A 22,400-nucleotide genomic window follows, 5' to 3' on the forward strand; every position below is an offset into this window, starting at 1 on the left:
CCCGGGGCCGCGCCGCGCGGGCGGCGACAGGGTGCCCCGATGAGTGGCGGATACGACCGCTGGCGCGACCCGGCGGAGCCGGCCTGGGTCGCCGAACCGACCACCGAGTGGCGCCCCCAGTTCCCGGGCCAGCGGTACCCGGGCGACATCGGCATCGAGTACCTGACCCCGCCCGCCCCGCGCGGGCGCTCCGTCGTCGGGCGCGCCGAGGTGCAGCCGGCCAGCCCCGCCCCGGGCGACCCGCACGACGACGCCCACCCGGTCAGCCCCGCCGCCGGCGACCGGCGCGGGTCCCACCCGGTCAGCCCCGCCCCCGGCGACCGGCGCGGGTCGTACCCGGTCAGCCCCGCCCCCGGCGACCGGCGCGGGTCGTACCCGGTCAGCCCCGCCCCCGGCGACCGGCGCGGGTCCTACCCCGTCGTGCCCGGCGGCGGTGACCGGCGCGGCACGTACCCGGTGATCCCCGGTCCGGGCGCGCGGCGCGACGCGGCGGACGGACGCGGCCGGGACGACGCGCGCGCCACGCCCGACGGCCGCGAGCGTCCGGCCTGGTCGGACCGGCGGGGCGAGGTGGACGCCCGCGACCGGCGGCCCCGGACGGACGGGCGGGTCGAGGACGGCCGTACCGGCGACGACTTCCAGCGGCGCGGCCCGGCGCAGCCCGCCGACCACGGGCCCGGCCGCTACGACCGGCGCACGCCGGAGTGGACGGTGGATCGCGACCGGGCCGCCGGCTGGCACGGCGACCGGCCCGACCAGCCCTGGGGCCGCCCGGAATCCGGCCGGCGGATGCCGCCGCCGGACGCCGCCCCCCACCGGCCGGTCTCCCCCGCGCCGGAGCCCGGCTGGCTGCCCGAGCCCGACGAGTTCCCGCACCGACCCCACCCCGCCGACCGGCGCCCGGACGCGCCGGCCCGCTCGGAGCGCCAGTGGGGCACGCCGGCGGCCGACGCTCGGCCCACCACCGCTCCGCGCGGTCCCGCGGACCGGCGGGAGCAGGGCTCCGACGGCCCGCCGCCCCGGGAGCGCGAGCCGCGCCGGGAGGCCGCGGCGCGGGCCGAGACCTACCGGGACGCGTCTCCGGCGCCCGAGCGCGACGGCCTGCGCCGGCCGGCCGCGGACCCGCACCGCCCGGCGCACGGCGACCCCCGACCCGTCGGCCGGCCCGCCGCCTTCACCCCTGACGAGCGGCCGGACACCCACCGCCCCCAGGGCGAACCCCGGCGCCGTCCCGAGGAGTGGCCCGCCGCCGAGCAGCGGGCCCGGACCGAGCCGGCCCGGTACCGGCCGGACGAGCGACCGCGTCCCCCGGCCGCACCGAACGACCGGCCCGGCCCCGACGGTCGGGCGGCACGCCCGGTCGATCCCGCGCCGCCCGGCCGGGACGAGCGGCGGCCCGCCGGATCGCACCCGGACGGATGGCAGCGCCACCCGGCCGAGGAGGCCGCTCCCCGGTACGACGGCCGGCGACCCGAGCCGGCCGCGACCCGGCCCGACGACCGGTACCGACCGGAGGACCGACCCGCGTTCCGCCGCCCCGAGGAGCGGCCGGGCCAGCCGGCCGACCGGGGCACCGCACGGCCGACCGACGGCTGGCGCCCCCCGACGGAGCCGGCTCGCCGTGCCCGGCCCGACGAGTCGCCGAGCCGGCCGGTCGAGCCCCCGCCCACCCGGCACGACGACGACCGACGCCCGCCCGTCGAGCCCGCCGCCCGCACCCGGCCCGACGACCGGCCGGTGGCGCCCACCTCGGGCGCGCCGGTCCCGGGCCGGCCCGGGTATCCGGTTCCGCCGGCCGACCAGCCGCACACCCACGACCGGTCCCCGCGACCGGCAGCGCCGGAGGAGCCGAGACCGACCTCCGCGCCGCCGGCCGCCGGGCTGCGTCCGGAGTACCTCCCCGGGCCGGCGCCCACGCGGCGTCCCGCCGGTCCGGACGCCGACGACGACCGGACGGCCACGCACCCGACGGCGGCCCGGCACGGCGAGAGGCACTCCGTCGCCGACGCGCCGGCCCGGCCGGCGCCGCCCGCGTACCCCGGCCCGGCCGGACCCCGGCCGGACGAGCGGGGCACCCGGGCCGAGGCGGCTCCACCGGCGTACCGTCCCGTCTCCGCGCCGCCCGCGTCCGGGCCGGTCCCGCCGTCGTCCGCCCCGGCGCAGGCCGGTGGGCCGTCCGCCGGGACGCCCGCCGCCTCGACCGAGGCCGCCCCGACGTCGACCGCTCCGGGTTACCCGGCGCCCGCGCCGTCGGAGCGCCCGGTCCCGCCGGCCGCCCCGGCACCGGTCGCCCCCGTCTCGGGACCGCCTGCGCAGTCCCTCTCGGGGCCGCCCGCCCAGTCAGTCTCGGGACCGCCTGCGCAGTCCGTCCCCGCGCAGTCCACACCGCCGGCCGGGCCTCCTGCGCCGCCCTCGTCCGGGCCGGTCCGACCGCCGCTGGTGGAATCCACCCGGCCGGTCTCCGGGCCGCCCGCCCAGGTCTTCGGGCCGCCCGTCTCCGCGCCGCCCGCACCGGCGTCCGCGCCCGCGCAGCGTGTCTCCGGACCACCCGCGCAGGGCGGCACGCCCGCGCAGCCTGTGTCCGGACCACCCGCGCACGGCCGCACGTCCGCACAGCCCGGGTCTCGGCCAGCGGACCCGGCGGCCGGATCGGCCCGGCCGCCGTCCGCGGCGCCCACGGACTCGCTGGCCGAGCCCTCCGCCCGGCCGGTGTCGGGGCCGCCCGCCGGGCCGGTGTCCGGGCCGCCCGCCGGGCCGGTGTCCGGGCCGCCCGCCGGGCCGGTGTCGGCGGCTCCGCAGCCGGAGCCCGACACCACCACCGAGACCGAACAGCCGGCGGAGCAGCCGGCGCCTCCGACCGACCCGGAGCAGGCGCTGGCCGCCTTCCGGTGGCGGCTGGACCCGGAGACGCTGCGGGAGGAGGCGACCGATCCGGAGGAGCTACGGGTCGTCCGCGACGGCCTCACCGCCAAGCTGGGCACCGTACTCGACAACCGGAGCCGGGCCCGACTGCTCAGCCTCCGCTCGGTGGCCTCGCGGATCCTCGGCGAGCTGGACGACGCGCTCGCCGACGGTCGGCTCGCGGTCACGTACGCCGAGGCCACCGGCGAGCTGCGGCGGACCGCGCTGGCGCGTGCCCGGCTCGCCCAGGTGCTGCGCTGGCGGGGTGAGCACGCGGAGGCGGACCGGCTCTTCGCCGAGGCGAACTCCCCGGAGCTGCCCGACCGGCTGCGCGCGGCGCTGCACGAGCACGCCGGCCGGTCCTGCTTGGACCAGGGCCGGCTGATCGAGGCGTGCCACCACTTCGAGCGGGCGCTGGACCTGCGCCAGGGCGCCGACCCGGAGCTGATCGCGCGTACCGGGGTGGCGCTGGACGCGGTCCGGGAGCGGGCCGCGGCCGGCGGGTTCGGCCCGTGGCCGCGCGACCGCGACGAGATGCTGCGCGGCGAGCGGCCCCCGGCGCCCACCTTCGACGAGGAGCTGGAGCTCTGGGGCTACGCCGACGCCGAGGGCAACCTGGTGATCGAGCACCGGTACGCCGAGGTGCAGCCGTTCCACGAGGGCAGGGCCTGGGTACGCCGCCCGGAGGCCTCCCGGTGGGCGCTGATCGACACCTCCGGGTCCGCCCTGATCGAGGCGAACAACGGCTACCGGGGGGTGGGCTCCTTTTCCGGCGGCCTGGCCTGGGTGTCGATGGACGGCAAGGGCAACTGGATGGCGGTCGACCCGACCAACATGGTGAAGATCCCGCCGGGCTTCGAGGACGTACGCCCGTTCCGGGGCGGCCTGGCGGCGGTCCGCCGGGGCGGCTGGGGCGCGGTCGACCGGACCGGTCAGCTCGTCGTGCCGACCCGGTACCACGGCTTCCCCACCGCCCTGCCCGACGGCCGGTACGTGGACGGCTTCACCGAGGAGGGCCTGGCCGTGGTGGAGCTGGCCGGCCGCCGGGGTGTGGTGGACCGCACCGGCCGCGTGATCGTCGAGCCGGCGTACCGGGTGCTGGTGATCCACCCGGTCGCCTTCCTGGTCGGCGACGGCGCCGGCCGCTGGGGCGCGCTCGACCGGAACGGCGAGCCGCTGATCGACCCGGTGCAGCCGAGCCGCGCCGAGGTGGTCGCGGAGATCGACCGGCTGCTCGCGGACACCAGCCCGGTGCTGTGAGCCGCCCGGGCGGCGGTGCGCCGCGCCACCACCGGCGGCGGTGACCGTCAACCGACGGGGCTAGGGTCGGGGCATGGAATTCCGACACCTAGGCCGGTCCGGCCTGATGGTCAGCGAGATCTCGTACGGCAACTGGATCACCCACGGCTCCCAGGTGGAGGAGGACGCGGCGACCGCCTGCGTGCGGGCCGCCCTGGACTCCGGCATCACCACCTTCGACACCGCCGACGTGTACGCCGGCACCAAGGCCGAGGCGGTCCTCGGGCGGGCGCTCAAGGGCGAGCGGCGCGAGGGGCTCGAGGTCTTCACCAAGGTCTACTGGCCGACCGGCCCGGGCCGCAACGACCGCGGCCTGTCCCGCAAGCACATCATGGAGTCGATCGACGGCTCCCTGCGTCGGCTGCAGACCGACTACGTGGACCTCTACCAGGCCCACCGGTACGACTACAGCACCCCGCTGGAGGAGACGATGGAGGCCTTCGCCGACGTCGTGCACTCCGGCAAGGCGCACTACATCGGGGTCTCGGAGTGGACGGCGTCGCAGATCCGCGAGGCCCACAAGCTGGCCCGGGAGCTGCGCATCCCGCTGGTCTCCAACCAGCCGCAGTACTCGATGCTCTGGCGGGTCATCGAGACCGAGGTCATCCCCACCAGCGAGGAGCTGGGCGTCGGTCAGATCGTCTGGTCGCCGATGGCCCAGGGCGTGCTCTCCGGCAAGTACCTGCCGGGCCAGCCGCCGCCGGCCGGCTCGCGGGCCACCGACGAGAAGTCCGGTGCCGGCTTCATCGCCCGGTTCATGACCGACGAGGTGCTCACCCGGGTGCAGCGGCTCAAGCCGCTGGCCGAGCAGGCCGGGCTGACCATGCCGCAGCTCGCCATCGCCTGGGTGCTGCAGAACCCGAACGTCTCCTCGGCGATCGTCGGGGCGTCCCGGCCCGAGCAGGTGTACGACAACGTCAAGGCGGCCGGCGTCAAGCTCGACGCCGACCTGCTCAAGGCGATCGACGAGATCGTCGAGCCGGTCACCGAGCACGACGCGGCGAAGACCGAATCCCCCGCTCAGCGCCCGTGAGCGCCGCCCGGTCCGGCCGGCGCGGTCACGCCGGCCGGACCGGGCCCGCTCAGCCCTGCCAGAAGCGGATCAGTTCGAAACCGATCGAGTAGAAGGCCGGCGGCAGGCCCAGCACGTCGGCGATCCCGAAGACCGCGCCGAAGAACCAGCCGCCGATCCGCGGGCTCCACAGCAGCGCGAAGAGCAGGATGAAGCCGTACGGGGCGAACAGGTCGTACGTCCGGCGGTACTGCGGGCTCAGCCACGGCTGGATCATGTTGCCGCCGTCCAGGCCGGGCACCGGCAGCAGGTTGAGCACGCTGGCGGTGAGCTGGAGGAACGCCAGCAGACCCACCCCGGCCCAGAACTCCACCGAGCCGCCGGCGCCGAAGCCGATCCGCAGGGCCACCACCAGCACCAGGGTGAACAGCACGTTGGTGGCCGGGCCGGCGAGGCTGACCAGGGTGTGCCGCAGCCGGCCGGGGATGGCGTGCCGGTCCACCCAGACCGCCCCGCCGGGCAGGCCGATGCCGCCGAGCAGCACCACGATCACCGGCAGCACGATCGACAGCAGCGGGTGGGTGTACTTGAACGGGTTGAGCGTCAGGTAGCCCCGGTGGGCGATGTCCCGGTCCCCGGCCCGGTACGCGACCACCGCGTGGGCGTACTCGTGCAGGCAGAGCGAGACCAGCCAGCCCGAGACCACGAAGAGGAAGACGTCGAACCGGACGTTGCCGTACCGCTGCCAGGCCAGCACCCCGCTGGTCACGAAGAGCGCGACCAGGGCGAGGAAGACCGGGCTGGGCCGGAACGCCGCCCGGGGCACCCCGAGCACCAGGGGCTCGCCCGGGCGGTCGTAGCCCATCATTCGGCCGGGGGCAGCAGGCTCATCCGGTACTCCACCCGGTCGTCCTCGACGAGCGCGACGGAGGTGACGCCGGACGCCGCGAGCTCCCGCCAGGTCTGGCCGACCCACGACTCGGCGTCCGCCTGGCTCGCGAACGACTCCGCCGGCCCGTCCACCGACTTGCCGTCCGTGCCCTCGTACCGCCAGCTCCACGCCATGCCGCGTCTCCCCTCGCCGCCGTCGTCCCCTGGGACGTAAACCTCCGCAAGCGTAGTCGGCCGAGCGCGGCACGGCCCGGCCCACCACCTACCGGACGGGCCACCGGGTGGATCAACGGGATCGGCGCCGGCCGGTACGGTGACGCGGTGCTGACTCAAGGAGTGGTGCTCAGCGACCGCTATCTGCTGAGCGAACGCATCGCGACCGGTGGCATGGGGGCGGTCTGGCGGTGCACCGACACCCTGCTCGACCGAGCGGTCGCGGTGAAGGTGCTGCTGCCGTCGCTGGTCGCCGACCCGGAGTTCACCACCCGCTTCCACGCCGAGGCGCGGATGATGGCGGCGCTGCGGCACCCCGGCATCGTGCAGGTCCACGACTTCGGCTCCGCGACGCTCGCCGACGGCAGCCAGGTCAGCTACCTGGTGATGGAGTACGTCGACGGCGAGCCGCTGCTGACCTGGGTCCGCCGCGCCGGTCGGCTCGACCCGGCCTCCACCATGTCGGTGGTGGCACAGGCCGCCCACGCGCTGCACGCCGCCCACCTCGCCGGGATCGTCCACCGGGACGTGAAGCCGGGCAACCTGCTGGTCAAGCGGGACGGCAGCGTGGTGCTGGTGGACTTCGGCATCGCCCGGTCCACCACCATGGCCGGCATCACCGCCGCCCACATGGTGCTCGGCACCGCCTCGTACATGTCGCCGGAGCAGGCGGCCGGCCAGCCGGTCTCGCCGGTCACCGACGTGTACGCGCTCGGCGCGGTCGCCTACTACTGCCTCGCCGGCCGCCCGCCCTTCGAGGGCGAGAATCCGCTCCAGGTGGCGCTGCGACACGTCCAGGACGAGCCGGCCCCGCTCCCGCCGGGCACGCCCCCGGCGGTGCTGGAGGTGGTGCGCCGGGCGCTGGCCAAGAGCCCCGCCGACCGGTACCCGGGCGCCGCCGCCATGGCCGAGGCCGCCGAGGACGCCCGGGACGCGACGCTGGCCAGCGTCCCGGTGCCGCCCCGCCCGCCGTGGGCGGTGCCGGGCCCCGCCGTCGCCGGCCCCGCCGGGCTGCCGACCCCCGGCCCGGCGACGCCGACCGGACCGCCGTCGACCGGCCAGCCCACGGGAGGATCGGCCGGACCGGCGTCGACCGGGCATTCCACGGGAGCACCCGCCGGGCCGCCGGGTCAGCCCGGCGGGCACCCGCCGGCCGCCCCGCACCTGCCGGCCCCCGGTCAGCACGGCGCGCCGGGCCCGCACGGCCCCGCCTCGCCCGGCCCGGGATGGCCGGCCGCCGCGCGGCCCGGCGGGCCCGGCCCGCAGCAGGACCGGCACGCCGGTTCCGGGGTCCCGCCGACGCGGGAGGAGCCGGCGGGCGACCCCCGGCGGCGGAAGCTGGCCCTGGCGGGCGCGGCGGGCGTCGTGCTGGTCGCGCTGGTCACCCTGGTCGCGGTGGCGGCGCTGCGCCCGCCCGGCGGGTCCGAGCCGCCGGAACGCCGGGCCGCGCTGACCGGGGAATCGGCGCTCACCGCGCCGGGGCAGCCGTCGGCGCCGGGCACCGGGGACACGCCGGGGGCGACGCCGAGCCGCACCGTCCGGGCCACCCGGTCCCCGTCGGCCGCGCCGACCCGCTCGACGGACCCGGTGACCGCCCCGACGACCGGCCCGTCGGCGACCCGCCCGGCCGGCGGCACGACCGGGTCGCCGCAGCCGTCCGGCACGACGAGCGCGCCGGAGAAGCCCAACCCGTACACGGCCGGGCAGGTGTGCGGCAGCGGCTACCAGGTGATCGACTCGGCGGCGCTGACCGTGAACGGGACCCGCCGGGCCCGGGTCTACCTGCTCTACAACGGCGCCAGCGGGGCCAACTGCGTGGTCACCCTCAAGGACACCGAGGTCGGCCGGGCCACCACCGTCTCGGCGTACCTGGAGGTGCAGGGGAAGACCCGCAGCACCGACAGCGGCGCGTTCGGGTACTACGCCGGCCCGGTCCGGGCGGGCGCCGCGGGGGCCTGCGTGAAGTGGGGCGGCGCGGTGGCCGGGGCCAGCTACGGCAGCCCGTTCGAGCACTGCGGCTGAGCCCGGCCGGTCGGACCGGCCGGCCCCGCCGTCCGCCGGCCGGGCGGCATACGGGGCGGCGGGCGGCGACCCGCCGGACGGCTTTAAGGTACGGGCATGTCCGTTGACGGGTGGAACACGCTCCTGGTGCTCGGCGGTATCCGGTCCGGCAAGTCCGAGTTCGCGGAATCGCTGGTCGCCGACGCGCCGACGGTCCGCTACGTGGCCACCGCCGCGGCGGGGGACCCGGAGGACACCGAGTGGGCGACCCGCCTGGCGACCCATCGGGCCCGGCGGCCGGGCAGCTGGACGATCGAGGAGACGGCGGACGACCCGCGCCGACTGGCCGACGTCATCGCCGCCGCCGGGTCGAACGAGACGCTGCTCGTCGACGACCTCGGCGGCTGGGTGACGGTCCTGCTCGACCCGGCGCACCAACCCGCCGACGACACCGCGACCGTCGAGGAGCTGGCGGCGGCGCTCCGGGCGAGTGCCGCACGGGTCGTGCTGGTCAGCCCGGAGGTCGGGCTCTCGTTGGTGCCGACCACCCCGCTCGGTCGGGCGTTCACCGACGCGCTGGGCGCGACCAACCGCGCGGTCGCCGACGCCTGCGACGCCGTGGTGCTGGTCATCGCCGGGCAGCCGAGCTGGCTGAAGCCGGCCGCCGCCCCGCGGGCCGCCGCGGTGCCCGCGCAGGCCGGTCCCGGTCAGGCCGGGGCACCCGAAGAGCCCGCGCCGAGCCGCGTCACCGGGGCGCCGGAGGCCGCGCTGCCGGAGGTGTTCACCCCGACCGCGCCGCCCGCGCCGGCCCCCGCGCCGCCCGAGGTGAGCGCGGCCTGGGCCGCGCCGACCATGGCCCTGCCGATGGTCGCCACCGGCCTGGTCATCCAGCCCGGCATGGAACTCCCGATGCCCGACGACTACGCCGGCCCGCAGGCCGTGGACCGGCTCGCCACCCTGGACGTGCCCGGCGCCGGGCTGGGGGTGCTGGACCGGGTGGTGGGCTTCGCCGCCGCCACCCAGCGCACCGCCACCCCCGCGCCCTGGGCCTCGGTGCGGGTGCTGCTGCTGCACGGCGACCACGCCGGCGGGGCCGCCGCCGGCGCGGTGCCGGGCGAGTCCGCCCGCCGCGCCCGGCAGGCCCGCGCCGGTCGGGGCGCGCTGGCCCGGCTGGCCGCCGAGAGCGGCGCCGGGCTCCAGGTGGTCGAGGCGCCGGCCTCGGCCCCGATCGAGGACGGACCGGCGCTCACCGCCGACGAGGTCGAGTCGGCCCTGCGGTACGGCTGGCGGCTGGCCGAACAGGCCGCCGACGCGGGCGTACAACTGCTGGTGCTGGCGGCGTGCAGCGCCGGCACCGAGGCCGCCGCCGCGGCGGTGCTCGCGGCGACGGCCGGCGCGGAACCGCCGGCCGTGCTCGGTCGGGTGGTCACCGAGTCCGGCGAGATCGACGACGCGGCCTGGATGACCCGCTGCGCGGCGGTACGCGACGCCCTGCACCGCACCCGGCGCTCGCCGCGCGACGCCAAGGACGTACTGGCCGAGCTGGCCGGCGGCGACATCGCGGTGGCGACCGGGGTGCTGCTCGGCGCGACCGCCCGGCGGGTGCCCGTGCTGCTCGACGGGCCGGTCGGGGTGGCCGCCGGCATGGTCAGCCGGGACCTGGCCGGGCAGGCCCGGCACTGGTGCCTGCTGCCCGACCACGGCGGGCAGCCGGGGGTCCGGCTCGCCGCCGACGTGCTCGGCCTGACCCCGCTGCTCGACCTGCGGCTCGACCTCGGCGAGGGGGCCACCGCGCTGGCCACGCTGCCGCTGCTGCGCTCGGTGCTGGCGCTGGCCGCCACCCTGCCGGTGCACCCGTCGCTGGGTGGCGACCCGGAGGACGAGGAGGACTTCGTCGAGCCGGAGCCGGCCGGTCCCGGACCGACCACCACCGAGCCCGAGTTCGCCGAGCCCGAGCCGGCCGGGCCCGGGCCCACCACCGTCGAGCCCGAGTTCGCCGAGCCCGAGCCGGCCGGGCCGGGGCCCACCACCGTCGAGCCGGACGAGCGGGTCGCCGTGCCGGACTCCCCCGGTCGGCGTGCCGACTGAGTCGCGGCTCGCCGACGGCGTCCGACTGGCGGTCACCACCTTCACCACGCTGCCGCTGCGTACCGGCCGGATCGACCGGGTCGCGGCGGGCCGGGCGATGGCGCTCGCCCCGGCGGTGGGCGCGCTGCTCGGCGCGCTGCTCGCCGGGGTGCTGCTGCTGACCGCCGCGCTCGCTCCCCCGCTGGTCGCCGCCGGGGTCACCGTCGGCCTCGGCGCGCTGCTCACCCGGGGCCTGCACCTGGACGGGCTGGCCGACACCGTGGACGCGCTGGGGTCGTACCGGCGCGGGGCGGCGGCGCTGGAGATCATGAAGAAGCCGGACGTGGGGCCGTTCGGGGTGGTCGCGCTGGTGGTCGTACTCCTGCTCCAGACCGCGGTGCTCGCGGAGCTGGCCGGGCGGTCCTGGCCGGCGGCGCTCGCAGGCGTGGTCGCCGCGACCGCGGCGGGCCGGCTCGGCGTCGCGGTGGCCTGCCGACGCGGCGTCCCGGCCGCCCGGCCGGAGGGGCTGGGCGCGCTCGTGGCCGGCACGGTGGGCCCGGTCGCGCTGGTCGTCGGCACGGTCGCCGTCGCGCTGCTGGCGGTGCCGGCGGCGCCGGGCCGCCTGTGGCAGGGGCCGCTCGCCGTCGTGGCCGCCCTCGCCGTCGCGGTCGGGCTGCTCGGGCACGCGGTACGCCGGCTCGGCGGCGTCACCGGGGACGTGCTCGGCGCCACCGTGGAGATCGTCACCACGCTGGTCTACCTGGGACTGGTGCTGTCCGGCTGAGCGCGGCACGCCCGGCCAGGTAGCGTTCTTGAACGACAGCACCGGCGCGGTCAATGGGGGACGGCATGCTCATCACGGACGACTTCCTGCCCGTACCCGTGCCGGAGTCGCTCGACGCGACCTACCTCGTGCCCATCGCCGGGCTGCCCAAGGTCAGCCCCAAGACGGCGGTGAAGGCCCTCGCGGGACGGCTCGCCGAGCCGGTGTACGGCCTGGCGAAGCAGATGCTCGACAGCCCGCTGATGACCGTGGACACCCGACCGATCGGCGAGTTCCCGGAACTGCCGCCGGATCTGCTCACCGCGTTCGGCGCCACCGAGGCCCAGCTGGCCCGGCTGGCCGCCGCGACGCACCTGGTGGTGGTCCAGGCGGAGTACCGGCCGGGGTGGCCCCCCGCGCACGAGTGGGCGGCCCGGGCGGTGGCCGCCGCCGTGGCCGAGACCGTCGGCAGCGACGTGGTGGACGTCTTCGGCCTGCAGTTCCTCGACCCGGCGACGGCGCTGCGCTCGTTGCCGGACGCCGAGGGCCGGATCCGGCTGGTCGACTGGGTGCTGGTGCCCTACTCCTCGGACGCCGACGGGCTCTGGTTCACCACCAAGGGGCTGCGCCGGTTCGGGCTGCTGGAGTTGCAGGCCCAGGGGGTGCCGGACCACCTCACCCGGGCCTGGGGCGCGGTGATGACCGGCGCGGCCCGGCGGCTGCTGCGGGACTGGACCGACGGGCTGGCCGGCGAGGAGGTGCCGGCGTTCGTGCAGCTCCCGGTGCTGGCCACGGTGACCGGCCACGACATCGCGGTGGCGTACGGCAATCCGGAGCAGCATGGGGCGACGGCGCCGGTGCTGCTCCGGCTGGAGCTGGACCCGGCGACGGACCCGGACGCCGACTCGTTCCTCAGCCTGCGACCGCCACTCGGCCACCCGGGCCCGGCGGGGCGGTACTTCGCGGCCGCCTGCGCCACGCTCTTCGCCGGCATCCAGCCGGACGTCCGGTACGCCCGCCCCGGCGACGCGATGAGCAAGGCGATCGCCACCGCGCGGGCCGGGCTCGGCGACATCCGGGCCCGCTTCCTGGCCGGTCAGCTCCCCGCCGAGACCCAGCTCGTGGTCAAGTACGGCCTCCCCGGCGACGACGGCCCCGAGTTCGTCTGGGCCGGGGTGACCTCCTGGGAGAGCCCGGAGCGGATCGTCGGGGTCAGCGCCAGCGACGCCGCCACCGACGCGACGGTGCGGATCGGCGCCCCGGTGGTGGTCGAGGCGACCGACGTCGTCGACTGGGCCCTGCTCGACGGCACCGGCGTCATCGAGGGCGGCTGGACCCAGGCCGTCCTCGACGCCGGCGAACGCCCGCAGCCCGACTGAGCGTCACCTGACCGAGGGGGTGACGAAGGGGGGGCGGGTGACGGTCATCTGGGCGCGGCGGCCGCGGATGTCGACCTCGACGAGGTCGCCGTCGGCCAGCTTCGGGTCGGTGTCCAGCAGGGCCAGGGCGATGCCCTGCTTGCGGGTCGGGGAGAAGGTGCCGCTGGTGATGGTGCCGATCCGGGTGTCACCGGCGTAGACCGCCATGCCGGGGCGCGGGATCGCCCGGTCGACCGCCACCAGGCCGCGCAGCGTACGGCGGGGGCCGGCGGCCTTCTCGGCGAGCAGCACGTCCCGCCCCCAGAAGGCCGGCTTGTCCCAGCCGACCGCCCAGCCGGAGCGGCCCTGCACGGGGGTGATCTCCAGCGACAGGTCCTGCCCGTGCAGCGGGTAACCCATCTCGGTGCGCAGGGTGTCCCGGGCGGCAAGGCCGCAGGCCCGCAGCTCGTACGCCGCCCCGGCGGCGAAGAGCGCGTCCCAGACGGCGACCGCGTGCTCCGCCGGCACGACCAGCTCGTAGCCCAGCTCGCCGGTGTAGCCGGTGCGGCACACGGTCAGCCCCACCCCGTCCAGGGTGGCGGTGGAGAAGCTCATGTAGCCGTGCTCGGTGGGCAGCCCCAGCGCGCCGAGCAGCTCCGCCGAGCGCGGCCCCTGCACGGCCAGCACCGCGTACCCCTCGTGCTCGTCGCTGACCTCGACCCCGGTCGGCGCGGCGGCGCGCAGCCGGCGGACCACCTCGGCGGTGTTCGCCGCGTTCGGGATCAGGAAGACGTGGTCGTCGGCGTGCAGGTAGGCGATGATGTCGTCCACCACGCCGCCGGTGGCGTCGTCGCAGCAGAGCGTGTACTGCGCCTGGCCGGGGCCGATCCGGCCGAGGTCGTTGCTGAGGCAGGCGTTGACGAAGTCCGCGGCGCCCGGCCCGGTGATCCGCGCCTTGCCCAGGTGCGAGACGTCGAAGACGCCCACCCCGGTACGGACCGCCGTGTGCTCCTTGAGCACGCCGCCACCGGCGTACTCCAGCGGCATCTCCCAGCCCCCGAACGGGGCGAACTTGGCGCCGAGAGCGGTGTGCCGCTCGTGCAGCGGGGAACGGCGCAGCCGGGTCGCGGCGGCGTCGGAGGTCACGTCGGTCATGGGTGGCAACTTACCGGGGCCAGGCCGGCTGGTTAGCATCGGCGGGACCCGTCAGGACGATCGGCGGGACGCACCCGACGTCCGGCGGGTAGGTTGCCGCCGGAGACCTTCATCGCCGGTACGCGACCCCGCGACCGGCCCGGCCCGCCCGGAGTAGCTTCAGTGACATCTCCCAGCACCACCCTGAGCCTGGTCGACACCGACCCCGCCGAACTCGCCGTCGACGCCATCGTGATCGGCGTGCACAGCCAGACCGGAGGGCAGGACGCCACCGGCGGACCCGCCGGCAACCTGCTGCTGGCCAGCGGCGCGGAGAGCATCGCCGCCGCGTTCGACGGCAAGCTGACCGAGACGCTGGCGCTGCTCGGCGCGACCGGCGGCCCCGGCGAGGTGATCAAGCTGGCCACGCTGGGCACCGTCACCGCCCCGCTGGTCGTCGCCGTCGGCCTCGGCCCGGAGCCGACCGGCGCCGCCCCGGCCCCGGAGACCCTGCGCCGGGCCGCCGGCGCGACGGTTCGGGCCCTCGCCGGCGCGCCCCGGGTGGCGCTGGCGCTGCCGCTGCCGGACGACGCCGACGCCCCGGCCGCGCTGCGCGCGGTCGCCGAGGGCGCGCTGCTCGGCGGGTACCGGTTCGCCGGCTACAAGACCAAGCCGCAGCCGGCCCGGCGGGAGCCGGTGGCCGAGGTGCTGGTCGCGGTGCCGGACGCCGGCGACGCGACCGCCCAGGCGGAGATCACCCGGGCGCAGACGGTGGCCGACGCGGTCCGGCTCAGCCGCGACTGGGTGAACACCGCCCCGAACGAGCTGCGGCCCCCGTCGTTCGCCGACGCGGTGGCGAGCGCCGCCCGGGACGCCGGCCTCGGCGTCGAGGTGCTGGACGAGGCGGCGCTGAAGGCCGGCGGGTACGGCGGCATCCTCGCGGTCGGGCAGGGCTCGGAGGCCCCGCCGCGGCTGGTCAAGCTGACCTACACCCCGGCGGGCGGTGGCTCCGGCAAGCGGGTGGCGCTGGTCGGCAAGGGCATCACCTTCGACACCGGCGGCATCTCGATCAAGCCGGCGCAGGGCATGTGGGAGATGAAGTCCGACATGGCCGGCGCGGCGGCGGTCGGCGCGGCCATGCTGGCGATCGCGGCGCTCAAGCCCTCCGTGGCGGTGACCGGGTACCTGCCGATGGCGGAGAACATGCCGTCGGGCACGTCGTACCGGCCGGGCGACGTGATCACCATGTACAGCGGCAAGAAGGTCGAGGTGCTCAACACCGACGCCGAGGGCCGGATGATCCTCGCCGACGGCATCGCCCGGGCCTGCGAGGACGGCGCGGACTACCTCTTCGAGACCTCCACCCTCACCGGCGGCCAGGTCATCGCGCTGGGCAAGCGGATCGCCGGCGTGATGGGCACCCCGGAACTCTGCGAGCGGGTGAAGGCCGCCGGCGAGGCGACCGGCGAGCCGGCCTGGCCGATGCCGCTGCCGGACGACGTCCGCAAGGGCATGGACTCGGACGTCGCGGACATCTCGCAGGTCAACGCCGGGATGGACCGGGCCGGTCACATGCTCCAGGGCGGCGTCTTCCTGCGCGAGTTCGTCACCGACGAGGTCGCCTGGGCGCACATCGACATCGCCGGGCCGGGCTACCACTCGGGTGAGGCCACCGGCTACTGGACCAAGGGTGGCACCGGCGTCCCGGTCCGCACCCTGGTGCACCTGGTCGAGGACGTCGCCGCCAACGGCTGACGGGTACCGGACAGCGCGACGGGGCGCCCCCCAGCTGGGGGGCGCCCCGTCCGCGTTCCCGGCCTCAGAACAGCTCGGGGCGGCGCTTGCGGCGTTCGTTGTAGTCGCGCATCCGCTGCGGGTAGCCCATCAGGCGGACGTCGTAGATCGGGATGGCCAGCCGGTGGGCGAAGCGGCGCGCGCCCTCCGGGCCGTCGATCCGCCGCCGGGTCCATTCGCCGTCGTCGGCGATCAGCATGACCGTGGTCTCGGTGACCGTCGTCCGCGGCTCGATGTACGCCTCGACCCCCCGCCGGGTCCGGACGAAGTTCTCCAGATGGTCCAGGTCGGCGCGGTCGGCAACCCGGTCCCGGCTCGCCACGCTCGTCCGCTTCCGTCGACGGAACAACCCCACCGGACCCTCTCCTCCCCCGTGCACCATCGAAGACGGTGCCAAGCGTACGTGTCCACGACGTGTCGTTGGGCACCTCACTACGCGCCCGCGCGGTCGGAGTGACAAGATGACCGAGGTGGGGTCTGTCCTGTCACCCCGCCATGACCCCCCGATGCAGCGACGCGACCTGGGAGTTGGACGTGAGCGAGCCGAACGAAGCGACCTTCGACATCGTCATTCTCGGAGGTGGCAGCGGCGGCTACGCGGCGGCGCTGCGTGCCGCCCAGCTGGACCTGTCCGTCGCCCTGATCGAGAAGGGCAAGCTCGGGGGCACCTGCCTGCACAACGGCTGCATCCCGACCAAGGCGCTGCTGCACGCGGCCGAGATCGCCGACCAGACCCGCGAGTCGGAGCAGTTCGGCGTCAAGGCCGAGCTGGTCGGCATCGACATGGCGGCGGTCAACTCGTACAAGGACGGCGTGATCTCCCGGCTGTACAAGGGCCTGCAGGGCCTGGTCGGCGGCGCCAAGAACATCACCTTCGTGGCGGGCGCCGGCAAGCTGGTCGGCAAGAACGTCGTCGAGGTGGACGGCAAGCGCTACACCGGCCGCAACGTCATCCTGGCCTCCGGCTCGTACGCGAAGAGCCTGCCCGGCCTGGAGATCGACGGCGAGCGGATCATCACCAGCGACCACGCGCTGACCCTGGACCGGGTCCCGTCGTCGGTGATCGTGCTCGGCGGCGGCGTGATCGGCGTCGAGTTCGCCAGCGTCTGGAAGTCCTTCGGCGTGGACGTGACCATCGTCGAGGCGCTGCCCCGCCTGGTCGCCGCCGAGGACGAGGAGTCGTCGAAGGCGCTGGAGCGGGCGTTCCGCAAGCGGAAGATCAACTTCAAGGTGGGCAAGCCGTTCGAGAAGGTCGAGAAGACCGAGAGCGGCGTCAAGCTGACCATTCAGGGCGGCGAGACCGTCGAGGCCGAGCTGCTGCTGGTGGCCGTCGGTCGTGGCCCGAACACCGCCAACCTCGGGTACGAGGAGCAGGGCGTCAAGATGGACCGCGGCTACGTGCTGACCGACGAGCGGCTGCGCACCAGCGTGCCGAACGTCTACGCGGTCGGCGACATCGTGCCCGGCCTGCAGCTCGCCCACCGCGGCTTCCAGCAGGGCATCTTCGTTGCCGAGGAGATCGCCGGCCAGAACCCGGCCGTGATCGACGAGGCCGGCATCCCGCGGGTCACCTACTCCGACCCGGAGCTGGCGTCGGTCGGCCTGACCGAGGCGAAGGCCAAGGAGCAGTACGGCGACAAGGTCAAGACCTACAACTACAACCTCGGTGGCAACGGCAAGAGCCAGATCCTCAAGACCGCCGGATTCGTGAAGCTGGTCCGGCTCGAGGACGGTCCGGTGGTCGGCGTGCACATGGTCGGCGCCCGGGTCGGCGAGCTGGTCGGGGAGGCGCAGCTCATCTACAACTGGGAGGCGTACCCGGCCGAGGTCGCCCAGCTCGTGCACGCCCACCCCACGCAGACCGAGGCCCTGGGCGAGGCGCACCTGGCCCTCGCCGGCAAGCCGCTGCACGCGCACGCCTGATCACGACAACCGCGGCGTCCGGCGACGGGCGATGATCCCACCAGGGGAATGAAGGAGTCTGGAGAACATGCCGGTATCGGTCACCATGCCCCGGCTCGGCGAGAGCGTCACCGAGGGCACCGTCACGCGCTGGCTCAAGCAGGAGGGCGACACCGTCGAGGTCGACGAGCCGCTCCTCGAGGTCTCGACCGACAAGGTCGACACCGAGATCCCGTCGCCCGCGGCGGGCGTGCTGAGCCGCATCGTGGTCGGTGAGGACGAGACCGCCGAGGTCGGCAGCGAGCTGGCCGTCATCGCGGGCGAGGGCGAGGCGGCCGGCGAGGCCGCCCCGCAGCCGCAGGAGGCCCCGGCCGAGCAGGCCGCGGAGGCCGCCGCGGAGCCGCAGGCCGAGGCGGAGCAGCCGGCCGTCGAGGAGCCGGCGGCCCCGGCCGCCCCGGCGCCGTCGGGCGAGGGCACCCCGGTGAAGATGCCGGCCCTGGGTGAGAGCGTCACCGAGGGTACGGTCACCCGCTGGCTCAAGCAGGTCGGCGAGACCGTCGAGGTGGACGAGCCGCTGCTGGAGGTCTCCACCGACAAGGTCGACACCGAGATCCCCTCGCCGGTCGCCGGCACCGTGCTGGAGATCAAGGTCGCCGAGGACGAGACCGCCGAGGTCGGCGCCGACCTGGCGATCATCGGCGCGGCCGGCGCCGCGCCGGCCCAGCCGAAGGCGGAGCCCAAGCCGGAGCCGAAGCCCGAGCCGAAGCCGGAGCCGAAGGCCGAGGCCGCCCCGGAGCCGAAGGTCGAGGAGCCGACCCCGGGCATGTCGTACAACCAGCCGGCGGCCGAGGCGGAGACCGCCGCGCAGCCGGCGAAGGCCGAGCAGGCGGCGCAGCCCGCCGCGCCGACCCCGACCCCGCAGCGCCCCTCCGCCCCCGTTCAGGGCGGCGGCGAGGAGGCGGCCGGCTACGTGACCCCGCTGGTGCGCAAGCTCGCCAGCGAGCACGGCGTGGACCTCTCCTCCGTCAACGGCACGGGCGTCGGCGGGCGGATCCGCAAGCAGGACGTGCTGGAGGCGGCCGAGAAGGCCAAGGCGGCCAAGGCCGCGCCGGCCGTGCAGCCGGCCGCCGCCCCCGCCGCGGCGGCCCCGGCCAAGCCGGCCGCCAAGCCGCAGCCGAGCAGCAAGCGGGGCACCACCGAGAAGCTGACCCGGATCCGCGGGGCCATCGCCAAGCGGATGCAGGAGTCGCTGCACGAGATGGCGCAGCTCACCACGGTGATCGAGGTGGACGTCACCAAGATCGCCAAGCTGCGGACGCAGGCGAAGGACTCCTTCCAGCAGCGGCACGGGGTGAAGCTGTCCTTCCTGCCGTTCTTCGCCCTCGCCGCCGTCGAGGCGCTGCAGACGCATCCGATCGTCAACGCCCGGATGGACCTGGCGGCGGGGACGATCACCTACCCGGACTCGGAGCACCTCGGCATCGCCGTGGACACCGAGCGGGGGCTCCTGGTGCCGGTCATCCACAACGCCGGCGACCTCAACCTGGGCGGCATCGCCAAGCGGGTCGCCGATCTGGCCGAGCGCACCCGGACCAACAAGATCAGCCCGGACGAGATCGCCGGTGCGACGTTCACGCTGACCAACACCGGCAGCCGGGGTGCCCTCTTCGACACCCCGATCGTGCCGTCGCCGCAGTCGGCGATGCTCGGCACGGGTGCCGTGGTCAAGCGTCCGGTCGTGGTCAACGACCCGGAGTTGGGCGAGGTCATCGCGGTCCGGCAGATGGTCTACCTGGCCATGTCCTACGACCACCGGCTGATCGACGGCGCCGACGCCGCCCGCTTCCTGGTCGCGGTCAAGGAGCGGCTGGAGGCCGGCAACTTCGAGGCCGAGCTGGGCCTGTAACACCCCGGCGCGAAAGGGCGCCCCGGTCACCTTGACCGGGGCGCCCTTTCGCCGTTTCCGGGCCGATCAGCCGCGCAGGTGCTCCTCGGAGACCTGCCAGAGCCGCTCGGCGGCCTCCGGGTCGCGGGCGTACGGCGCGTAGCCGGTGCGGGTGCCGGGCTGGTTCGGCCCGGCCTCCTGGACGTCCTCGAAGTACCGCCCGCCGACGCCGTCGAGCAGCGGGGACGCGGCGACCAGCACCGAGGTCGCGGCGCCCTGTTCGGTGTTCTTCCAACTGGGCGTCGTTTCGCCCCCGCTCTCGGCGCGCAGCCGGGCGAGGTCCTCCTCGCTGACGTAGCGCTGGAGGTTGGTCCGGATCGCGCCCGGCATCAGGGCGTTGCTGAGGATGCCGTCGTCCGCCCAGCGCCGGCTGACCTCGACGGCGAAGAGCACGTTCGCAGTCTTGGACTGCCCGTACGCCGCCCAGGGCTCGTACGGCCGCTGTTGGAAGTGGATGTCCTCGAACACCACGGGTGAGCGCAGGTGCGCCGACGAGCTGACCGAGACGATCCGGGCGCCGCCGGCCGCCGCGAGGGCGGGGCGCAGCCCGGTGGCCAGGGCGAAGTGGCCCAGGTGGTTGGTGGCGAACTGCATCTCCCAGCCCTGCGGGGTGCGCATCTCGGGCGAGGCCATGATGCCCGCGTTGTTGACCAGCATGTGCAGTGGCCCGTCCCAGGTGCGGACGAAGGCGGCCACCGACGACAGGTCGGCGAGGTCCAGCGGGGCGACCAGGATCCGGTCGTTGCCGGTGGTGCCGGTGATGTCGGTGGCGGCCTGCTGACCGGCGTCGACGTTGCGTACGGCGAGCGTGACGTCGGCCCCGGCGGCGGCGAGCGCGCGGGCGGTCTCGACGCCGATTCCGGACGCGCCGCCGGTGACGACGGCCCGGCGGCCGGTGAGGTCGATGCCGCGCACCACCTCCATGGCGGCGGTCTCTCGGGAGTACGGCGTGGTGACGGGTGTGCTGGTGCTCATGATCCATCCTTGTCGGTGGCGACGCGGACGCCCGGTCCGGCCGCTACGATGAGAATCGGAGGATCCTCCGTTATGGTCGAGACTAACCGGAGCTTCCTCCGCTTGCCAACCGACCGCGCCTCGGCCGGTCGCCCGGAGGAGGAGACGTGCCCCACACCGGCCCCCGACCGCTGCGCGCCGACGCGCTGCGCAACCGGCAGCGGCTGCTGGACGCCGCGGTACGCGCGTTTTCCCACGCCGGGCCGGAGGTAACGCTCGACTCGATCGCCAGGGAGGCCGGGGTCGGCATCGGCACCCTGTACCGGCACTTCCCCACCCGGGAGGCCCTGGTCGAGGCGGCCTACCGCAACGAGCTGACCAAGCTCTGCGACGCCGCGCCGGAACTGCTGGCCAGCCTGCCGCCGGACCGGGCGGTACGCGCCTGGATGGACCGTTTCATCGACTACCTCTCCACCAAGCGGGGCATGGCGGACGCACTCCGGCTGGTCATCGCCTCCGGCGCCAACCCGTACGCGCAGAGCCGGGACCGGCTGATCGCCGCGCTCGGCCTGCTACTGGAGGCGGGCGGCGCGGCGGGCACCGTCCGGGCCGACGTCGCGCCTGCGGACGTGCTCGCCGGCCTGAGCGGGGTGTCCCTGGCCGCCGGCGAGCCCGGCCAGCGCGAGCAGGCCGGCCGCCTGCTCGACCTGCTGATGGACGGCCTGCGGCACCGCCCGCCGCGCTGATCGGATTCCGGCCCGCGACCGATCGGGCGCTGACAGACTCGGTCGGTGGGCGGCAAGCAGCGGTGGCGCGGGCGGCTGGGTGGCGCCGTACCGGTCGCCCCCGGCGCCCGGGTGGACCGGTTCGAGGTCTTCTTCGACCTGGTCTTCGTCTTCTCGTTCTTCATCATCACCCGGGCCACCGCCCTGGACATCAACGGCACGAATCTGCTGCACGCGCTGCTGGTGCTCGCCGTGCTCTGGTGGTCCTGGGTGGTGCACTGCGTCGTCGCCACCCGGGTCCGGCTGGGCGAGGGCTTCGTCCCGGTGCTGATGGTAGTCGGCATGGCGGCGCTCTTCACCTTCGCGCTTGCGCTGCCGCAGGCGTTCCGCGACCCCGGAGAGAACGCCGCCGGGCCGATGGTGGCGGCGGGCAGCTACGTGGTCATCCGCCTGGTGCACCTGGCGCTCTACCTGCACATCGTCCGGGACAGCCCGGACGAACGCCGGCAGTTGCGCCGGTTCGCGCCGGAGCTGGTGCTGAGCACCGTCCTGCTGCTCGCCGCCGCGCTGATCCCGGCGCAGCTCCGGGACCCCGGCTCGGCCGCCCTGACCCGGGACGGCCTGTGGGCCACCGTCGTGGTGCTGCAGTACGGCAGCGGGCTCCTCGCCGGCACCTGGGGCTGGCGCGTCACCTCCGCGGAGCACTGGACCGAACGGTACGACCTCATCCTCATCATCGCCCTGGGCGAGTCGGTCATCTCCGTCGGCGTCGGCAGCAACCTGCTCGGCCAGCCCCCGACCTGGCCGGCCGTCGCCGCCGCCATCCTCGGCATCGTCTTCACCGCCGCACTGTGGTGGGTGCACTACGACTGGGTGGGACCCGCCGCGCGGATCGCCCTGCACGCGGCCGAGGGCGGCCCCCGGGTGGCGATGGCCCGGGACGCCTACGCGTACCTCTACCTGCCGATGATCGCCGGGATCATCCTGTTCGCCCTGGGCGCCGAGCGGATCGTGCACGAGATCGCCGATCCGCACATTCCGCTGGCCGACCGTGCGCACGGTCCCGACGTGCCGCTGCTCTTCGGTGGGGTGATCTGCTACCTCTGCGGCAACATGCTGTTCCAGCTCCGCACGCTGCGCACGGTCACCTGGCTCCGGGTGGGCACGGTGCTGGTGCTGGCGGCCTGCATTCCGGTCGGCCAACGCCTGCCGGGGCTGGCCGCCCTCACCCTGCTGACCGTCGTCTGCGTCGGGCTGGTGGCGCTGGAGGTGCTGACCATGGGCGAGAGCCGGGACGCGTTGCACGAGGTCGTCGTCCAGGAACGGACCACCCACGAGACGCGCGAGGCCGCCTACCGGGCGCGGTGGCACCAGCCGGAACCCGGGGAGCCGTCGACCTGACCCGGAGCTCGCGGGCACCCACCCGCACGGTCACGCCCGT

Annotated in this window: 16 protein-coding genes; 11 read left to right on the forward strand and 5 right to left on the reverse strand. The window is 75.8% G+C overall.

All coding sequences use genetic code 11. The annotated features are described in order from the left end of the window. The first annotated feature begins 39 nt into the window (after positions 1–39). Complete coding sequence (locus ACTWO6_RS24615) at positions 40–4,161, forward strand: WG repeat-containing protein (protein WP_446216153.1); 4,122 nt, start codon at positions 40–42, stop codon at positions 4,159–4,161. 73 nt (positions 4,162–4,234) lie between these two features. Then, on the forward strand, positions 4,235–5,233 hold the full coding sequence (locus ACTWO6_RS24620) for an aldo/keto reductase family protein (protein ID WP_446216154.1): 999 nt from the start codon (positions 4,235–4,237) through the stop codon (positions 5,231–5,233). Positions 5,234–5,282: 49 nt separating this feature from the next. Here ACTWO6_RS24620 and ACTWO6_RS24625 read toward each other — a convergent pair whose 3' ends face one another. Further along, complete coding sequence (locus ACTWO6_RS24625) at positions 5,283–6,080, reverse strand: site-2 protease family protein (RefSeq protein ID WP_446216155.1); 798 nt, start codon at positions 6,078–6,080, stop codon at positions 5,283–5,285. Next, the gene (locus ACTWO6_RS24630) at positions 6,077–6,277 is read right to left on the reverse strand and encodes a hypothetical protein (protein ID WP_446216156.1); all 201 of its coding nucleotides are present in this window, start codon (positions 6,275–6,277) and stop codon (positions 6,077–6,079) included. The genes ACTWO6_RS24625 and ACTWO6_RS24630 overlap by 4 nt, the downstream gene beginning before the upstream one ends. A gap of 147 nt (positions 6,278–6,424) precedes the next feature. On the opposite strand from ACTWO6_RS24630, the gene ACTWO6_RS24635 reads away from it, so the two are divergent. The 4 genes from ACTWO6_RS24635 to ACTWO6_RS24650 all read left to right on the forward strand — a co-directional run bounded on the left by ACTWO6_RS24635 (position 6,425) and on the right by ACTWO6_RS24650 (position 12,526). Further along, positions 6,425–8,338, forward strand: a complete 1,914-nt coding sequence (locus tag ACTWO6_RS24635; protein ID WP_446216157.1) for a protein kinase domain-containing protein — start codon at positions 6,425–6,427, stop codon at positions 8,336–8,338. Positions 8,339–8,434: 96 nt separating this feature from the next. Next, on the forward strand, positions 8,435–10,405 hold the full coding sequence (locus ACTWO6_RS24640) for a bifunctional adenosylcobinamide kinase/adenosylcobinamide-phosphate guanylyltransferase (protein ID WP_446216158.1): 1,971 nt from the start codon (positions 8,435–8,437) through the stop codon (positions 10,403–10,405). Further along, positions 10,395–11,168, forward strand: coding sequence for an adenosylcobinamide-GDP ribazoletransferase (locus ACTWO6_RS24645; RefSeq protein ID WP_446216159.1), 774 nt, complete (start codon positions 10,395–10,397; stop codon positions 11,166–11,168). The genes ACTWO6_RS24640 and ACTWO6_RS24645 overlap by 11 nt, the downstream gene beginning before the upstream one ends. Positions 11,169–11,233: 65 nt before the next feature. After that, positions 11,234–12,526 carry a DUF2314 domain-containing protein gene (locus ACTWO6_RS24650; RefSeq protein WP_446216160.1) on the forward strand — a complete coding sequence of 431 codons (1,293 nt, stop codon included), beginning with the start codon at positions 11,234–11,236 and terminating at the stop codon, positions 12,524–12,526. A 3-nt stretch (positions 12,527–12,529) separates the two neighbouring features. Here the strand turns inward: ACTWO6_RS24650 and gcvT are convergent, their stop codons facing one another. Continuing rightward, positions 12,530–13,660 carry a glycine cleavage system aminomethyltransferase GcvT gene (gene gcvT, locus ACTWO6_RS24655; RefSeq protein ID WP_446216161.1) on the reverse strand — a complete coding sequence of 377 codons (1,131 nt, stop codon included), beginning with the start codon at positions 13,658–13,660 and terminating at the stop codon, positions 12,530–12,532. Positions 13,661–13,822: 162 nt separating this feature from the next. On the opposite strand from gcvT, the gene ACTWO6_RS24660 reads away from it, so the two are divergent. After that, positions 13,823–15,394, forward strand: a complete 1,572-nt coding sequence (locus tag ACTWO6_RS24660) for a leucyl aminopeptidase (protein WP_446216162.1) — start codon at positions 13,823–13,825, stop codon at positions 15,392–15,394. A 64-nt stretch (positions 15,395–15,458) separates the two neighbouring features. Here ACTWO6_RS24660 and ACTWO6_RS24665 read toward each other — a convergent pair whose 3' ends face one another. Then, positions 15,459–15,788 carry a hypothetical protein gene (locus ACTWO6_RS24665; protein ID WP_446216163.1) on the reverse strand — a complete coding sequence of 110 codons (330 nt, stop codon included), beginning with the start codon at positions 15,786–15,788 and terminating at the stop codon, positions 15,459–15,461. A 140-nt stretch (positions 15,789–15,928) separates the two neighbouring features. Between ACTWO6_RS24665 and lpdA the strand changes: the two genes are divergently transcribed. Both lpdA and sucB read left to right on the forward strand, forming a co-directional pair. Beyond that, the gene (lpdA, locus tag ACTWO6_RS24670) at positions 15,929–17,356 is read left to right on the forward strand and encodes a dihydrolipoyl dehydrogenase (RefSeq protein WP_446216164.1); all 1,428 of its coding nucleotides are present in this window, start codon (positions 15,929–15,931) and stop codon (positions 17,354–17,356) included. A gap of 67 nt (positions 17,357–17,423) precedes the next feature. After that, positions 17,424–19,241, forward strand: coding sequence for a 2-oxoglutarate dehydrogenase, E2 component, dihydrolipoamide succinyltransferase (gene sucB / locus ACTWO6_RS24675; RefSeq protein ID WP_446216165.1), 1,818 nt, complete (start codon positions 17,424–17,426; stop codon positions 19,239–19,241). 66 nt (positions 19,242–19,307) lie between these two features. Here the strand turns inward: sucB and ACTWO6_RS24680 are convergent, their stop codons facing one another. Next, positions 19,308–20,255: an SDR family NAD(P)-dependent oxidoreductase gene (locus ACTWO6_RS24680; RefSeq protein ID WP_446216166.1), complete on the reverse strand. Its 948-nt coding sequence runs from the start codon at positions 20,253–20,255 to the stop codon at positions 19,308–19,310. A gap of 146 nt (positions 20,256–20,401) precedes the next feature. Between ACTWO6_RS24680 and ACTWO6_RS24685 the strand changes: the two genes are divergently transcribed. Together ACTWO6_RS24685 and ACTWO6_RS24690 are read left to right on the forward strand one after the other, a co-directional pair. Then, positions 20,402–20,980, forward strand: a complete 579-nt coding sequence (locus tag ACTWO6_RS24685; protein ID WP_446216167.1) for a TetR/AcrR family transcriptional regulator — start codon at positions 20,402–20,404, stop codon at positions 20,978–20,980. A gap of 45 nt (positions 20,981–21,025) precedes the next feature. Next, on the forward strand, positions 21,026–22,360 hold the full coding sequence (locus tag ACTWO6_RS24690; protein ID WP_446216168.1) for a low temperature requirement protein A: 1,335 nt from the start codon (positions 21,026–21,028) through the stop codon (positions 22,358–22,360). Positions 22,361–22,400 lie beyond the last annotated feature (40 nt).

This window comes from Micromonospora sp. IBHARD004, from assembly GCF_052814115.1.

Bases quoted from the DNA above. Each gene is read 5' to 3' on its own strand.
- lpdA (WP_446216164.1), top strand. From the start codon at position 15,929: ATGACCCCCCGATGCAGCGACGCGACCTGGGAGTTGGACGTGAGCGAG.
- ACTWO6_RS24625 (WP_446216155.1), bottom strand. From the start codon at position 6,080: ATGATGGGCTACGACCGCCCGGGCGAGCCCCTGGTGCTCGGGGTGCCC.
- ACTWO6_RS24650 (WP_446216160.1), top strand. From the start codon at position 11,234: ATGCTCATCACGGACGACTTCCTGCCCGTACCCGTGCCGGAGTCGCTC.
- ACTWO6_RS24640 (WP_446216158.1), top strand. From the start codon at position 8,435: ATGTCCGTTGACGGGTGGAACACGCTCCTGGTGCTCGGCGGTATCCGG.
- sucB (WP_446216165.1), top strand. From the start codon at position 17,424: ATGCCGGTATCGGTCACCATGCCCCGGCTCGGCGAGAGCGTCACCGAG.
- ACTWO6_RS24630 (WP_446216156.1), bottom strand. From the start codon at position 6,277: ATGGCGTGGAGCTGGCGGTACGAGGGCACGGACGGCAAGTCGGTGGAC.
- ACTWO6_RS24680 (WP_446216166.1), bottom strand. From the start codon at position 20,255: ATGAGCACCAGCACACCCGTCACCACGCCGTACTCCCGAGAGACCGCC.
- ACTWO6_RS24620 (WP_446216154.1), top strand. From the start codon at position 4,235: ATGGAATTCCGACACCTAGGCCGGTCCGGCCTGATGGTCAGCGAGATC.
- ACTWO6_RS24615 (WP_446216153.1), top strand. From the start codon at position 40: ATGAGTGGCGGATACGACCGCTGGCGCGACCCGGCGGAGCCGGCCTGG.
- gcvT (WP_446216161.1), bottom strand. From the start codon at position 13,660: ATGACCGACGTGACCTCCGACGCCGCCGCGACCCGGCTGCGCCGTTCC.